The following is a 13,692-nucleotide window of genomic DNA, read 5'->3' on the forward strand; positions in this document are numbered from 1 at the left end:
GGATGAGCCGAGCTTCTCCGGCCAGCCTGTTCACGCCGCCCTTCCGGGTGGACGAGCCGGAGCGGCAGACCCTGCCGTTCGTCTTCAACACCGGCCATTCGGGCGCGGTCTACCCGGCCTCCTTCGTTGCCGCCTCGCGGCTCGACGCGGTGGCGTTGCGCCGCTCCGAGGACGCCTTCGTCGACCGGCTCTACGCGCCCGTGGTCGGGCTCGGCGCGCCGCTGATGCAGGCCTCGTTCCCGCGTGCCTATCTCGACGTGAACCGCGAGCCCTACGAGCTCGACCCGCGGATGTTCGACGGGCGGCTGCCGGCCTTCGCCAACGTGCGCTCGATGCGGGTGGCGGGCGGCCTCGGCACGGTGCCGCGGGTCGTGGCGGACGGGCAGGAGATCTATCGCGGCCGCCTGCCGGTCGAGGAGGCGCTCGCGCGCATCGAGGAGCTATACAAGCCCTATCACCGCACCCTGAAGGAGCTGGTGGCGCGCACCGCCCGGGCCTTCGGCCACGCTGTGCTGATCGACTGCCACTCGATGCCCTCGACGAGCCTCGCCCGCGACGAGGGACCCGCGGTCGACGTGGTGCTGGGCGACCGCTTCGGCACGTCCTGCGCGCCGGACCTGATCGACTGCGCGGAGGCCGCGTTCCGCGGCCACGGGCTCAGGGTGGTGCGCAACAAGCCCTATGCGGGCGGCTTCATCACCGAGCATTACGGCGAGCCGGCGCTCGGCCGCCACGCCCTGCAGATCGAGGTCAACCGCGCCCTCTACATGGACGAGCGCAAGCTCCTGCCCCGGCCCGGCTTCGAGGCCCTGTCCCGGACCCTGACGGCGGTGGCGGCGGCTCTGGGCGAGGCCGCCCTCGACCTCGGCCCCCGGCGCATCGCTGCCGAGTAGACGGGCCGCCGAGTCGCTGAGCCCTCGACGATCGCCAGGCTGGCGCGGCCGTCCCGATCGGCTAAGCAGGGCTCGCGAGACACCCCGGCGGTTGTCCCGGCGAGAACGGCCGGGAGGTTCCGCCGACGTAGAGGAACCCCCGATGACCGACCTCCGCCTGCGCCGCAGCGTGCTCTACATGCCGGGCTCGAACCAGCGTGCCCTCGAGAAGGCGCGCTCGCTGGCGGCCGACGCCCTGATCCTCGACCTCGAGGACGCGGTCGCTCCCGACGCGAAGGACGTGGCGCGCGACCAGGTCTGCGCCGCGGTGCGCCAGGGCGGCTACGGCGAGCGCGAGCTGATCATCCGGGTCAACGCCCCGCAGACGCCCTGGGGCGAGGCCGACCTGCGCGCCGCGATCGAGGCCGAGCCCGACGCGATCCTGATGCCGAAGGTGTCCTCCCCGGCGGTGCTCGAGAACATCGCCGACCGGCTCGAGGCCCTCGACGCCCCGCCCGGCATCAAGATCTGGGCGATGATCGAGACGCCGGCGGCGATCCTCAACATCCAGGCGATCGCGGCGGCGCGGCGCAACCCGGGCACGCGGCTGACCTGCTTCGTGCTCGGCACCAACGACCTCGCCAAGGACACCTGGACGCAGATCGTGCCCGGCCGGGCCCCGATGATGCCCTGGCTGATGACGGCGCTCGCCGCCGCCCGGTCGGAGGGCCTGGCCATCCTGGACGGCGTCTACAACAACTTCTCCGACCTCGAGGGCTGCCGCGAGGAGTGCCGCCAGGCCCGCATCCTCGGCTTCGACGGCAAGACGCTGATCCATCCGAGCCAGGTCGCGCTCGCCAACACCGCCTTCGCGCCGACGGAGGACGAGGTGGCGGTCGCCCGCACGGTGATCGAGGCCTTCGAGCGGCCCGAAAACGCGAAGCGCGGCGCGATCCAGATCAACGGGCGGATGTTCGAGCGCCAGCACATCCCGATGGCCCGCCGCGCCGTCGCCTGGGCCGAGACCATCGCGGCGAGGGGACAGTAGAGCGGGCCGCGCGGGCGGGCCGGGATGCCGCGGGATACGCAAACCATCCGGGCTTGACCCCCGGATGGTTGCGGCGCACAAATTGTTTAACAGAAAGTGACGGACGATCTGCGGGGACGCAACCGGAGCCGCGCCTTCGCCGGGGCCGGCGTCCCCCGACCAGGACGTCGAACTCGACTTGGCGCCCTCAGGCTTCTCGGCGCTGCTCCCTCGACAGCCACGCGACGGAGGTCCTGATGCCCTGCGCGCCCCCCGCCTTCGAGACCATCTTCCGCATCCCCGGCGAGCACCGGCTTGAGAGCGCCGGCATGCTCGGCCGCGGCGGCCGGGTGTTCGGGATCTGCTGGTTCCACCAGGAATTCGACCCGGCCGACCGCCTGGTCGCCCGCTACGAGACCTACGACGAGGTCGGGGCGGACGGCGAGCCGCGCTGCGGCTGGCGCCGCTACGACGAGGCGGGCCGCCTCACCCTCGGGCACGAGGTCGGCATGCGCTGGGCCGCCCTGGTCGAGTGCCTCTCCCGCCCGGAGGCCGAGACGGCGCTGCAGCACCCGCGGGCGCTCGCCCGGGAACGGGACCGCCTGCCGGCCTGAGACCCGTCGCGGCGCGGGCGTCCGTCCGACCGAGGTCTCGCGTCAGCGCGCCGGCTTCTTGGCCGGCTCGGCCGCCGCCGGCGTGATGCTGCCGGTCTGGTTCACCTTGTCCTTGGCCTGGTCGAGGCGCTTGGTCAGGGAGGCGAGGTCGCGCTGCGTGGCGGCGAGCTGCGCCTTCGCCTTGTCGCGGGTCGCGCCGAGCTGGGCAATCTCGTCCCGCGCCGCCGCGATCTTGGCCTGGCGGTCGCGCAGCTCGGCCTCGACGTCCTGGAACTGCTTGAAGCGCGCCGCGAGGGCGTCGCGCTGGCCCTCGGTCTCGGCGAGCTGGGCCCGGAGCGCGCCCTTGCCCGAGGCGGAGACGCCGTACGCCCCCCAGCCCGAGAGGGCGCCGAGGCCGAGGATGCCGGCCATCAGGGCGGCGGGGTTGGGGCGGAAACGCAGGGGACGCATCGGCAGTCCTCGTCGCAGGACGGGTGGGGCCGCGGCAACGCGGTTGAGAATGTCCCCGAGCCGGGAACACGACTGTCCACGGACTATGACCGGTCTTCGTTAACGTGACCTTGCTGCGATTCGCTTCGCCGAAACCTTAACGAAACGTCACCAGCATGCCCGGATACCACGGCATCGCGGTCCCGAACGCTTAACCCCCGGTTGTTAGCTCTTGCCGTGAGAGCAACCTGAGAGCACCAGGGGGGCGCGTCTTCGATGAAGCGGCCGTTCGTGCGCTTCCACTCCGACCGCCGCGGCGGCGTCGCGGTGATCATGGCGCTCGCGATGATCCCGGTGACGTTCCTGGTCGGTGCCGGGGTCGATTATGCCCGGGGCGCCGGGGTCAGGGCGAAGATCCAGGCCGCCACCGACGCGGCGGCGCTGGCGGTGATCCGCGAGGCCCCGACCCTCACCACCGATGCGGCCTTCCAGGCCCGCGCCCGCGCCTATTTCGACGCGGGCTTCCCGGCCCAGCACGGCGTGACCGTGACGCGCTTCGTGCCGGCCCGGGCCGGCACCCAGGTGACGGTCACCGCCACCGCCCAGGTGGACATGACCCTCGGGCGCCTCATGCATCCGGCTCCGATCGAGGTCAGCGGCACCTCGCAGGCGACGTCCGGCGGCAAGGCGGTCGAGATCGCGCTGGTGCTCGACAATACCGGCTCGATGAACGAGTCCGGCAAGCTCCCGGCCCTCAAGCAGGCGGCGAAGGATTTCCTGACCTATCTCGACAAGGTCGTGGTGAGCCGATCCGACGCCAAGGTCGCGCTGGTCCCGTTCTCGACCCAGGTCAATCTCGGCACCGGGACCACCAGTGCGGGCTGGCTCTCCTTCGGCAAGCTCGGCACCGTCAGCAGCACGAGCTGGAAGGGCTGCATCGCCGACCGCGACCAGCCCTACGACGTGCAGATCCCGAATGCCGAGCCCACCGGCGCCGGCGCCTACCCGGCGGACGGTTGCGACTCGATCCTGAACGGCAAGCCGACGCTGAGCGCGATCCGCCCGCTCGGTACAGATTATGCCGCGCTGAGCGCCGCCATCGACGGCATGAGTGCGGGCGGAAACACCAACGTCACGATCGGGGTCGCCTGGGGCATGGAGGCGCTCACGCCCTATGGCCCGCTCAGCGCGACCAGCCTCTCGAATGACCGCGTCACCAAGATCATGATCGTGCTGACCGACGGTCTGAACACCGAGAACCGCTGGAACAAGGCCTGCACCGGCAACTTCTTCTCCGACTACTTCAGCAATCCACCCTGCGTCGATGGCAGTGTCATCGACGCCCGCACCCTCTCGGCCTGCAGCGCGGCCAAGAATGCCGGCATCATCATCTATACGGTGCGGGTGATCGACGGGAACACCAACGTGCTGAGATCCTGCGCGACCAAGGATGGGTTCTTCTACAACGTCATCACGGCCGACGACCTCAAGCCGGCGTTCCAGAGCATCGGCAGCTCGATCGCCCAGTTCCGGCTCACGCAGTAGGCGCGGCCGCGGGGACGCGACCCCGTTGACACTCGCGCTGCGTTGCAGCATCGTATTTGCTGCGTCGCACAATCCGCCCGGGCGGCGCGCTTAGCGACTGCCAGAGGGAACGACCATGAGCAGCACCCAGAAGCCCTTCGAGATCCCGGCCGAGATGCGCGACTTCGCCGAGAAGGGCGTCCAGACCGTCCGCACGGCATTCGGCACCTTCCTGGGCTCGGCCCGCAAGCTCGCCGAGACCGTGCAGACCTCGACCAACACCTCGCAGACCGGCATGGGCGCGGCCGTGGCCCGCGGCTTCGACTACACCGAGCAGCACGCCACGGCGACCTTCGACCTCGCCGAGAAACTGGTGCGCACCCGCGATGTCAAGGAGGCGCTCGAGCTGCAGGGCGAGTACATGCGCAACCAGATGAGCGCGCTGCAGAGCCAGGCGAAGGAGTTCGCCACCCTGTCGGAGTCGATCAAGGCCGACCTCAACAAGGCCCAGGACAAGGCCTGAACGACAGATAAGGCCCAAGCGACAAGGCGTGGATCCGGGCCGGGGTTCGGACACCCGGACCCGAAGCGTTCCGGGCCTCGATCCGATGGCGGCCGGGTGGTCGGGGGAGCCCGGCCCGGAATGCCGGGCCGATGCGGGCATCGGCCGTAAGGATACGGCCCATGCGGAGCTGGCCCATTCGGAGCTGGCCCCTGGGGCAGCATCCCGCCCCTGACGCGAATGAGATGGCGGCGCGCCAGGTCGCGCCGCGGATGGCCGCGCGGCAACGCCCGCGCCGACATGCCGGTGCCCCGGACGAGCCTGCCGGCGCGCCGGCTCCGCGCGTTGGCCCCCGCATCGGGTGGGGGCCGCGCGCCTGCCGGTCGCCGCGCCAGGGACGCGGCGCCCGCCTATCCGAGGAGGCCGAGCCATGACCACGCGCCGCACCGACAAGACCCGCAAGCCGCCGAATCGCCGCGCCCCCGTCCGGGCGGCCGCGCGGACGGACGGTCACGCCAAGTCCGACGAGATCAAGTCCGACGAAATCAAGTCCGACGAGCCCAAGACCGACGAGATCACGTCCGGCGGGACCGCGTCCGAGCCCGAGCAGGAGGCCGGCACCGAGACCCTCGCCGCACCGCAGACCACCGCAGTGACCGCCGAGGCCGTGGAGGTCCCGGAGGTCGAGGCCTCGGAGGATGCGGCCGTCGACGAGACGATCGACGGCGGTGCGGAGCCGGCCGCGCTCGCGGTCGGGGACATCGTGACGCAGGAGCCCGTCGTCGAGGCTTCCGTTCCGGTCGAGGCGGTCGCCGGACACGAGCCGACCGGCCGAGACGCTGCCGAGCAGGAAGCCTCCAGCCACGAGGCCGCTCCCGACGACGCTGCCGAGACCCTCGCGGGGCAGGATCAGGCAGAGGAGCCGCCGGTCGTCGAACCCCTCGCCGAGGCAGCGGAGACCGCCCATGCGCCGGCGCCGGCCGCGCCGGAGCGATCCGCGGCGACCGACCGGGGGGAGGTCCCGCTCGCCGCCATGCAGGGCTTCATCGAGATCAACGGCCGCCTGGTCGCCTTCCTGCAAGGCGAGGGCCAGGCCGCCCTGGTCTTCTGGATGGCCGCGCTGGCGGCCCGCTCCCCGGGGGACCTCGCACAGTTGCAGGCCGCCGAGATGAGCCGGGCGCTCGATGCCGCCCTCGCCTGCTGGACCGACCTTGCCCGCCAGATGGGGCGGTTGCGCGCCTTCACGCCGCCCCGGGCCCGCGCCGCCTGACGCGGTCTCCGGCCGGCATCGGACCCGGTGCCGGCCACCAGGTCAAGCGCGCGCCGCGGCCTGCCCGCGACCCGCACACGCAGAAGGAGACACGGATGTTGGACGCTTGGTACGCGACGGCGATGCTCGCCATGGAGTCCCAGAAGGTCATTGAGCTGCGGCTGTTCAAGCTCGCCTGGGGGGGCGTCGCCGGGCAGATCGAGGCTCAGCGCATGGTGAGCGAGAAGATCGGCGCGGCCCTCGAGGCGACCGGCACCCTGCTCGGCGGCGGCACCCCGGAAGCCGTGATCGACCGCTACCGCGAGCACGTCCGCAACAACGTCGAGCGCCTCTCCGGGCCGGTGCAGCCCAGCGGGCATTGAGGGCCGATCGTCTCGCGAGACCGCCTCCGGTCACCGGTCCGGCGCCGCCAGCACCCGACGGCCTGGGCGGATCCGCGAGGCCATGAGGGGACCCGACGCCGGCCTCGTCATGTCCCGCAGACCGGATCACCGCCGACGACGGACGCACCTGCCCTGTCCATCGACCGCGGCCGGCGGTAGGCTGATGACCGATGCGCGGAAGGCCCGCTCCGCATCGGTGCATCGGGCGATCCTGCGCGGGGGATCTGGCGAGGGATCTGGGAGGACGGCATGCCGGATTCGGCCGTGAGCGGCATCGGTGAACCCGAGATCGTGCTGGTGTCGCCGTGCGTCACCGCCGTCGAGTGGGGCGAGACGACCTTCGCCGCGATCCCGCGCTTCCAGCGCGAGGCCCGCGCGCGGGTCGATGCGGCGCTCGCCGCACAGGGCGTCGGGAAGGCCGGGCCCGAGATCACCTTCTCCCTCCCGCCCACGGGCGAGCGCATCCGCATCGCCGCAGGGGCGATCATCGCCGGGGGTTTCCGGGCGACCGGCGGCGTGACCCTGCAGGAGATCCCCGGCGGCCGCGCGGCACATCTGCGCCTCGCCGGGCCCTACGCGCATCTCCCTCAGGCTTGGCGCGTCCTGGCCGACTGGGTCGTGGAGCATGGCCATGCGCCGGTCGGCCTGAACTGGGAGACCTACGGCGATCCATCCGTGCCGGTGACCGATCTCTACGCCCTGCTCGCGGCGCGCTGAGCGCCGGGCACCCTGATCAGTTGATGGCGCAGAAGCCGGCGCCCGAGCCGAACACCCGGCCGGTGCACCAGGGCTTGGCCGGAACCGGCGCGGGCGCCGGAGCCGGGACGGCCTCGCGCCGCGGCGCCGGCGTGGCGGTGCCGGTGGTCATCGGCTCCGGCGCCTCGGCCGCCGCCGTACGGATCCGGGGCTGCTCGGCCGGAGCCCGGTCCACGGGTTTGGGGGCTGCGGGAGCCGCATGGCTGTGGCTGATGAAGAAGAAGCCGCCGCGCCGCCCCTTCGCCTCCGCGGGCGCCGAGACCGCCAGAGCCCCCAGGGCGGCCAGCCCGAACACCAGACCTGCACGCATCGCGGTCGTCCCTCTTTCCCGCCGCCCCCAGCGGTCGGGCGCCGGATGAGGATCGCCTGCCGGTCTTGATCCGCCGCTTAAGCGGATCGGTGGCATTCGATGGATACGCGCGGATTTTTCAGCGCTTGCGCAGCCAGAGGCTGGTCTCGAAAGCACCCTCCGGAAGGGGCAGGCGCGAGAGGATGCCCTCCATCGGCCAACCGGTCCGAACCGCGACGTAGCGGCTGGCGAAGAGCGGCGCGTAGGCGCCGCCCTGCAACAGCGCGCCGACCATCAGCTGCTCGTTGTAGCCGCGCCAGGCCCATGCGTCCGGGTAGGCGTCGGGCAGGAACACGTCGTGCAGGTGCACCAGCACGCCGGAACGCAGCCGCGGCAGCACGTCGAGCAGCAGCCGGTCGACATCGGTGCCCGGCATCGCGACATGGCTCGAATCGATGAACAGCAGGTCGCCGGGAGAGAGCGACGCCGCGGCCTCGGCATCCCCGGGCCCGAACAGCCGTGCCTCGTGGCGCAGGCCGAGGCCATCGAGGGGCGCGCGGGGCGAAGGGTCGATGCAGGTGATCGCGGTCGAGAGGCCGCCGTCGCGGACGGCTTGGGCGAGGAAGCGCGTGGAGTGGCCCGAGCCGATCTCGACGATGCGGGCCGGCCGCTCCCGCCGCACCAGGACGTAGGCGGCGGCCGCGTCGAGGCGAGGGAACCAGTCCTGGGTGAAGCGCGCCGGTCGGGCGCCGACGAGGCCCGGGCCGCCGGCCGCGATGCGGGCGAGGTCGGGGCCGTGCGCCTCGATCGCCGCCAGGACCGCCCGGAATTCCGGCTCGGCCGCGGAAAACAGCGGGCGGAGGGCCGGGTAGCCCTCCGCCCGTGCCGCACCGGCGTGTCGGTACGGGATCAGGAAGCCGCCCGTCGGCAAGCCGAGCAGGGTGCTGAGACCGAGCCCGGCGCGGCGCAGGCGGGCGCGGGTCATACCGCCTTGCGCACCTGCATGTCGCGCGCCTGGACCTCGCGCAGGTCCGGGGTGATGCCGGGGCCGTCGACCGGCGGCGGCGGCACATGATTGGGGGAGTGGGCGGGCGACGTCGCCTTGTTGCGCAGGGCCTCCGCGAGGCGGCCGCGCTCGAACAGCAGCACCACGCCGATTGCCAGGGCGAAGGGCACCAAAAGATAGAACAGGCGGAAGATCAGCACGGCGGCGAGCACGTCGGTCTTCGGCAGGTCGGGCATCGCCGTGATGAAGACGAGCTCGAACACCCCGATGCCGCCCGGCGCGTTGGAGACCAGCGCCACCGAGAACGAGGCGAGGAACACGGCGAGCACCACGAGGAAGCCCGGGTTCCCGGCTTCCGGCAGGGCGAAGTAGATGATGCCGGCGGCACCCAGCAGCTCGAGCGGCGCGGCGATCAATTGCCGGCCCATGATGTTGGGGCGGGGATACTCGATCTTGAACGAGCGGATGTGCATCGGCCGGAAGTGCAGGATCGAGCCGATGACGTAGAGCGCCACGAAGCCGAGCAGGCCGAAGCCGACGAGGCGGGCGGTGGTCGGGCTCGCGAGCACCGCCGGCAGCAGGCTCGCCACGCGCTGCAGCAGCTCGGGCTCGAGCACCAGCACGAGGCCGCCGAGGAAGGCGGTGCCGAGGCCGAAGGTGAAGGAGCAGAGCGCCACCAGCACCGCCACCTGAGCGGGCGAGAGGCCCTTCGACGTGTAGGCGCGGTAGCGCACCACGGCGCCGGAGAAAACCGAGGCGCCGATGTTGTGCGACAGCGCGTAGGTGGTGAAGGAGCAGACCGAGACGAAGAGCCAGGAGATGCCCTTCACCCCGAGATGCAGCAGCGCGATCCGGTCGTACCAGGCCAGCGCCCCGTAGGCGACCAGGGTCGAGAGCACCGCCAGGGCGTAGCGGTGCGGCGGGATCGCCGCGAGGCTCGCCTTCACGTCGGCGAAGGACAGGCCCTTCAGCAGGTGCCACAGCAGGTAGACCGACACCACGACGGCCCCGAGGCCGATGACCGGCCAGATGAAATCTTTGATCTTCTTCATCGCGGTCTCGTCGCGTCCCCATTCTCGCGCGCGCTTCTGCCCGACCCTGCGGCCAACCGCAAGGACGGCGCCGCGCCGGCGGGCCCCCTCCTTTCATGGGATCGTGACGGTTTCGTGCCGGCCGGGGGCGTATGCCGTTCCGTCCGGCCGCCGGCGGGCGCCCTCAGGCGCCCCGGGACTCGAGCCAGTCGAGGATGAGGCGGGCGACGCCCTCGGAGCCGAGATCGAGCTGCAGGAAGTGGGCGATGCCCGGCACCGTGCGGTGCTCGGCGCCGTGATAGAGCGCGGTGCGCCACGTCGTCGCCGGCCAGATCATGCGGTCGTCGGCGCCGCCCAGCACCAGGGTCGGCACGCCCGCGAAGGCCGCCGACAGCGGCAGGTTCGGCCAGTGCGCCTCGGCGAGCGCCACCGGGCTCTCTGCCGACATCCGGGCGGCGTAGGCCTGCGCCCGCTCCAGCGGCAGTCCTTCGGAGAACAGCCAGTGCCGGGCGAGCGCCACCGCGGGCTCGCGCCCGGGCAGCAGCGAGCCGGCCAGCGCCTCGACCCAGAACCCCGCATCGGTCATCGCGATGCGCGGGCCGACCATGCCGAGGCCCTCCGGCGGCAGCGAAGCCATCAGCACGAGGCCGCGCAGCGGCACCCGGCCGAGAAGGCGCTGCGCGAGCAGGCCGCCGAGGGAATGCCCGACCAGCACCGGCGGCTCGCGCCACTGCGACACGGCCAGGCGCAGGTCGGCGGCGTAATCGGTGAGGGAGGCGGCGCGAAGATCCCGCCCGCCGGCGCTGCGGCCGTGGCCGCGCAGGCTCACGGCGGCGGCGCGGCGGCCGCGCCGGGCGAGGTGGGGCAGGAAGATCTCCTCGAACATCCAGGCGCCCCCGAAGGCGCCGTGCACGAAGAGGAGCGGCGCGCCGCGGGGCTCGCCGGCCGGCTCGGCCTCGATCCATTCGAGGGCCGGCCCACCGCGGCGCTCGAGCATCCGGCGCGACAGCCGGGCGCGCGGTTCGGTGACGACGGTGAAGCGGCGCCGGTCCCGCGCGTGTGCGTCGTGCATGCTCGTGCCCCTCAGCGGTCTCGGCGGGCGGCCCGTCGGGTATGTAAAGGACAAGCCCCGTCCGCCCAGTCGCCCGGACGACGAAAAGCTGCCTGCGAACCAGTATCGCGCGACAAAGCTTGACAATGGGGAAACGGGCCGGCCCCCTCGCGGCGTCCCGCCCCGCCAGGAGACGCCTTTCGCCGTGAGCGACCACTCGACCGACGGACCCCGCCTGTGCCTCGACGGCATCACCGCGGTCCCGCCGACCCACGTCGCCACGGTGGTGACGTATCTGGAGATGCGGGAGCCCCCTCCCCCGGGGCCGCGGCGGGAGCCCCTGGCCCTCGCGCCGATCGGCCCGGACCTGGTCCGCTACCGGGCGCTCTACCGCGCCGTCGGCCTGCCGTGGCTGTGGTTCGGCCGTGCCGGCCTGACCGACGCTGCGCTCTGCGCGATCCTGGGCGATCCGGACGTGGAGGCGCTGGCGCTCGTCGAGGACGGGCGCGACGTCGGACTCCTCGAGCTCGACTGGCGTCAGCCGGGCGAGGCGGAGCTGGTCTATTTCGGGCTCGTCCCGGAGGCGGTCGGCCGGGGCGTCGGTCGGCGGTTGATGGAGGAGGCGCTGCGCCGGGCCTTCGCCCGCCCGATCGGGCGGTTCTGGGTGCATACCTGCACCTTCGACCATCCGGGCGCGATCGACTTCTACCGGCGCTCGGGCTTCCGCCCTTACGCGCGGGCGATCGAGGTCGCGCCGGATCCGCGGCTGACCGGCGACCTGCCCCGCGACGCGGCCGGGCAGATCCCGCTCCTGGGGGAGTGAGACAGGATCCGGACGATCACGTCCGGATCCTGTCTCACCAGCCCGCGACGGCGGAGCTTCGCTCCGCATGCCTGAGCGGCCCCGAAATCCGCATCGCGACGCGATCAATCGAATTTCTTATGACGGGTCAGGCCCGGGCGCGCCCGAGCCCGATCGCGTCCATGGCGGCTTGGTCGCGGGCGGTCTCGGCCGCCTTCTCGCTCGTGCGCTCGCGGTCGTCGAGGATCTCGACCTTCTTGAGCTCCTCGAAGGCCTCGGCCAGCGCCGCCTTGGCCTCGGCGAGCTGGGCGTCGAGGTCCTCGGCGGAGCGGCGGATGTTGTCGCGCCGCTGGGCGGCCGCGCGGGCATAGGTCGGATAGGCGAAGTGGGCCGGATCGGAGATCCCGGCCCGCTGCTCCTCCTGGCCGATCTCGCGGTCGAGATCGGCGGCCATGCGGGCGAAATCGGCGATCATCGCCTCGATTTGCGCGACTTTGCGGCGCTTCTCGTCGGCCTGGAAGCGGCGCAGCCGGATGAGCGTGTCCCGCGACTTCATTGTTACTCCACTCCCGACAGCGGCGTGCGGACGAGCCCCGCCCGCCGCGCGGCGGCGCGCGGCCGGGGGGCGGACCGCACGGCCGGCCCTCACGGCCCGCCGACGATCGCGGCGAGGCGCTCGTAACCCTCGCGGATGGAGGTTGCTTCTTCCTTACCCTGCCCCAGAAAAGCCTCCAGATCGGGCATCAGGCCGATCGCCTCGTCGACCTCCGGCGAGCTGCCGGGGCGGTAGGCGCCGAGCCGGATCAGCTCCTCCATGTCGGCGTAGGTCGAGAGCACCCGGCGGGCCCGGCGCACCACGTCGAGGTAGTCCGGGTCGCAGGCCCGCGGCATGGTGCGGGAGACCGAGCGCAGCACGTTGATCGCCGGGTACCGCCCGCGCTCGGCGATGGCCCGCTCCATCACGATGTGCCCGTCGAGGATGCCCCGGACCGCGTCGGCGACCGGCTCGTTGTGATCGTCGCCCTCCACCAGCACGGTGAACAGGCCTGTGATCGCCCCCTCCCCGGTCCCGGGCCCGGCCCGCTCGAGGAGGCGCGGCAGTTCGGAGAAGACCGTGGGGGTGTAGCCCTTGGCGGTCGGCGGCTCGCCGGCGGCGAGCCCGATGTCGCGCTGGGCCATGGCGAAGCGGGTGATCGAGTCGACCATGCACAGCACCTGCGCGCCCTCGTCGCGAAAATGCTCGGCGAGGGCGAAGGTGACGTAGGCCGCGTTGCGGCGCATGAGCGCCGGCTCGTCGGAGGTGGCGACGACGACGACCGAGCGGGCGAGGCCCTCCTCCCCCAGGTCGTCCTGGAGGAATTCCTGCACCTCGCGGCCGCGCTCGCCGACGAGGCCGATCACCGCGACGTCGGCGGCGGTGTAGCGCGCCAGCATCGAGAGCAGCACCGACTTGCCGACGCCGGAGCCGGCGAAGATGCCCATGCGCTGGCCGGCGCACATGGTCAGGAAGGTGTTGATGCAGCGCACGCCGAGATCCAGCGGCGGGCCGACCCGGCGGCGGGCATGGGCGGGCGGCGGGTCGGCCTGGAGTCCGTACGGGACGGGTCCTTGCGGCAGCGGGCCCCTGCCGTCGATCGGCCGGCCGAGCGCGTCGATCACCCGGCCGAGCCAGGCCCGACTCGGCCGGATCGCGCCCGCGCCTTCCGCCCGCACCCGGGCCGGGCAGCCGCGGCGCACCCCCTGGAGCGAGCCGAACGGCATCGCCAGCGCGTGGGGACCGGAGAAGCCGATGATCTCGCACGGCACGGCGGCGCCCGCGGCCTCGTTCACCACGATGTCGAGCCGGCCGCCCAGGCGCATCGCCGCCACCGGGCCGGCGACCTCGATCAGCAGGCCGCGGACCGCCGCGACCCGGCCGAAGACCTCGACGTCCTCCACGGCCGCGAGCGCCCCTTGCGCGGCCGAGAGGCGGCCGGGCGCGTCCGGCCCGGTCACGGCATCATCCTGTTGATACGAGGCGGTTTCCCGAACCGTGCCGCTGCCATTGCCGCATTCCATCAACGATCCATTTACCCGTCTCCTTAACACTGAGGTGCATGGGATCCGGGACGGGCTCCCGGAGGTTCTCCGGGATCG

The 13,692-nt window shown here is 72.5% G+C and carries 16 protein-coding genes; 9 read left to right on the top strand and 7 right to left on the bottom strand.

The window, feature by feature from the left end:
• Positions 1-2: 2 nt before the first annotated feature.
• The 3 genes from EU555_RS03760 (at position 3) to EU555_RS03770 (ending at position 2,513) form a co-directional block, all read left to right on the top strand.
• Complete coding sequence (locus EU555_RS03760; RefSeq protein WP_135413111.1) at positions 3-893, top strand: N-formylglutamate amidohydrolase; 891 nt, start codon at positions 3-5, stop codon at positions 891-893.
• Between the two features lie 142 nt (positions 894-1,035).
• Positions 1,036-1,920 (top strand): HpcH/HpaI aldolase/citrate lyase family protein, encoded by an 885-nt coding sequence (locus EU555_RS03765; protein WP_135413112.1) that lies wholly within the window; start codon positions 1,036-1,038, stop codon positions 1,918-1,920.
• A 236-nt stretch (positions 1,921-2,156) separates the two neighbouring features.
• On the top strand, positions 2,157-2,513 hold the full coding sequence (locus tag EU555_RS03770) for a hypothetical protein (RefSeq protein ID WP_135413114.1): 357 nt from the start codon (positions 2,157-2,159) through the stop codon (positions 2,511-2,513).
• A 42-nt stretch (positions 2,514-2,555) separates the two neighbouring features.
• Here EU555_RS03770 and EU555_RS03775 read toward each other — a convergent pair whose 3' ends face one another.
• Positions 2,556-2,963, bottom strand: coding sequence for a hypothetical protein (locus EU555_RS03775; RefSeq protein ID WP_135413116.1), 408 nt, complete (start codon positions 2,961-2,963; stop codon positions 2,556-2,558).
• 255 nt (positions 2,964-3,218) lie between these two features.
• Here EU555_RS03775 and EU555_RS03780 point away from each other — a divergent pair, with 255 nt between their 5' ends.
• The 5 genes from EU555_RS03780 (at position 3,219) to EU555_RS03800 (ending at position 7,338) form a co-directional block, all read left to right on the top strand.
• Positions 3,219-4,487: a vWA domain-containing protein gene (locus tag EU555_RS03780; protein ID WP_135413117.1), complete on the top strand. Its 1,269-nt coding sequence runs from the start codon at positions 3,219-3,221 to the stop codon at positions 4,485-4,487.
• A 115-nt stretch (positions 4,488-4,602) separates the two neighbouring features.
• Positions 4,603-4,989, top strand: coding sequence for a phasin (locus EU555_RS03785; RefSeq protein ID WP_135413119.1), 387 nt, complete (start codon positions 4,603-4,605; stop codon positions 4,987-4,989).
• Positions 4,990-5,398: 409 nt separating this feature from the next.
• Complete coding sequence (locus tag EU555_RS03790; RefSeq protein WP_135413121.1) at positions 5,399-6,238, top strand: hypothetical protein; 840 nt, start codon at positions 5,399-5,401, stop codon at positions 6,236-6,238.
• Between the two features lie 95 nt (positions 6,239-6,333).
• The gene (locus EU555_RS03795) at positions 6,334-6,600 is read left to right on the top strand and encodes a hypothetical protein (protein ID WP_135413123.1); all 267 of its coding nucleotides are present in this window, start codon (positions 6,334-6,336) and stop codon (positions 6,598-6,600) included.
• A gap of 270 nt (positions 6,601-6,870) precedes the next feature.
• Positions 6,871-7,338: a GyrI-like domain-containing protein gene (locus EU555_RS03800; protein WP_135413125.1), complete on the top strand. Its 468-nt coding sequence runs from the start codon at positions 6,871-6,873 to the stop codon at positions 7,336-7,338.
• A 16-nt stretch (positions 7,339-7,354) separates the two neighbouring features.
• On the opposite strand, the gene EU555_RS03805 is transcribed toward EU555_RS03800, so the two are convergent.
• From EU555_RS03805 to EU555_RS03820, 4 genes are all read right to left on the bottom strand, one after another.
• The gene (locus EU555_RS03805; protein ID WP_135413127.1) at positions 7,355-7,687 is read right to left on the bottom strand and encodes a hypothetical protein; all 333 of its coding nucleotides are present in this window, start codon (positions 7,685-7,687) and stop codon (positions 7,355-7,357) included.
• 118 nt (positions 7,688-7,805) lie between these two features.
• A complete protein-coding gene (locus EU555_RS03810; protein WP_135413129.1) occupies positions 7,806-8,651 on the bottom strand; it encodes a class I SAM-dependent methyltransferase in 846 nt (281 codons plus the stop codon).
• The gene (locus tag EU555_RS03815; protein WP_135413131.1) at positions 8,648-9,724 is read right to left on the bottom strand and encodes a lysylphosphatidylglycerol synthase domain-containing protein; all 1,077 of its coding nucleotides are present in this window, start codon (positions 9,722-9,724) and stop codon (positions 8,648-8,650) included. Before EU555_RS03815 ends, EU555_RS03810 begins: the two co-directional genes overlap by 4 nt.
• Before the next feature lie 163 nt (positions 9,725-9,887).
• Complete coding sequence (locus EU555_RS03820) at positions 9,888-10,775, bottom strand: alpha/beta hydrolase (protein WP_135413132.1); 888 nt, start codon at positions 10,773-10,775, stop codon at positions 9,888-9,890.
• Positions 10,776-10,959: 184 nt separating this feature from the next.
• Here EU555_RS03820 and EU555_RS03825 point away from each other — a divergent pair, with 184 nt between their 5' ends.
• Positions 10,960-11,577: a GNAT family N-acetyltransferase gene (locus tag EU555_RS03825; RefSeq protein ID WP_245524126.1), complete on the top strand. Its 618-nt coding sequence runs from the start codon at positions 10,960-10,962 to the stop codon at positions 11,575-11,577.
• A 127-nt stretch (positions 11,578-11,704) separates the two neighbouring features.
• Here EU555_RS03825 and fliJ read toward each other — a convergent pair whose 3' ends face one another.
• Both fliJ and fliI read right to left on the bottom strand, forming a co-directional pair.
• On the bottom strand, positions 11,705-12,112 hold the full coding sequence (gene fliJ / locus EU555_RS03830) for a flagellar export protein FliJ (protein WP_135413134.1): 408 nt from the start codon (positions 12,110-12,112) through the stop codon (positions 11,705-11,707).
• Positions 12,113-12,201: 89 nt separating this feature from the next.
• Positions 12,202-13,551: a flagellar protein export ATPase FliI gene (gene fliI, locus EU555_RS03835; protein ID WP_245524127.1), complete on the bottom strand. Its 1,350-nt coding sequence runs from the start codon at positions 13,549-13,551 to the stop codon at positions 12,202-12,204.
• Positions 13,552-13,692: the final 141 nt, after the last annotated feature.

The sequence above is a fragment of the Methylobacterium nonmethylotrophicum genome (assembly GCF_004745635.1).
Classification (GTDB): domain Bacteria; phylum Pseudomonadota; class Alphaproteobacteria; order Rhizobiales; family Beijerinckiaceae; genus Methylobacterium; species Methylobacterium nonmethylotrophicum.

Coding starts and splice junctions, on each gene's coding strand:
- EU555_RS03760 (WP_135413111.1), top strand. CDS start 3: ATGAGCCGAGCTTCTCCGGCCAGCCTGTTCACGCCGCCCTTCCGGGTG.
- EU555_RS03765 (WP_135413112.1), top strand. CDS start 1,036: ATGACCGACCTCCGCCTGCGCCGCAGCGTGCTCTACATGCCGGGCTCG.
- EU555_RS03770 (WP_135413114.1), top strand. CDS start 2,157: ATGCCCTGCGCGCCCCCCGCCTTCGAGACCATCTTCCGCATCCCCGGC.
- EU555_RS03775 (WP_135413116.1), bottom strand. CDS start 2,963: ATGCGTCCCCTGCGTTTCCGCCCCAACCCCGCCGCCCTGATGGCCGGC.
- EU555_RS03780 (WP_135413117.1), top strand. CDS start 3,219: ATGAAGCGGCCGTTCGTGCGCTTCCACTCCGACCGCCGCGGCGGCGTC.
- EU555_RS03785 (WP_135413119.1), top strand. CDS start 4,603: ATGAGCAGCACCCAGAAGCCCTTCGAGATCCCGGCCGAGATGCGCGAC.
- EU555_RS03790 (WP_135413121.1), top strand. CDS start 5,399: ATGACCACGCGCCGCACCGACAAGACCCGCAAGCCGCCGAATCGCCGC.
- EU555_RS03795 (WP_135413123.1), top strand. CDS start 6,334: ATGTTGGACGCTTGGTACGCGACGGCGATGCTCGCCATGGAGTCCCAG.
- EU555_RS03800 (WP_135413125.1), top strand. CDS start 6,871: ATGCCGGATTCGGCCGTGAGCGGCATCGGTGAACCCGAGATCGTGCTG.
- EU555_RS03805 (WP_135413127.1), bottom strand. CDS start 7,687: ATGCGTGCAGGTCTGGTGTTCGGGCTGGCCGCCCTGGGGGCTCTGGCG.
- EU555_RS03810 (WP_135413129.1), bottom strand. CDS start 8,651: ATGACCCGCGCCCGCCTGCGCCGCGCCGGGCTCGGTCTCAGCACCCTG.
- EU555_RS03815 (WP_135413131.1), bottom strand. CDS start 9,724: ATGAAGAAGATCAAAGATTTCATCTGGCCGGTCATCGGCCTCGGGGCC.
- EU555_RS03820 (WP_135413132.1), bottom strand. CDS start 10,775: ATGCACGACGCACACGCGCGGGACCGGCGCCGCTTCACCGTCGTCACC.
- fliJ (WP_135413134.1), bottom strand. CDS start 12,112: ATGAAGTCGCGGGACACGCTCATCCGGCTGCGCCGCTTCCAGGCCGAC.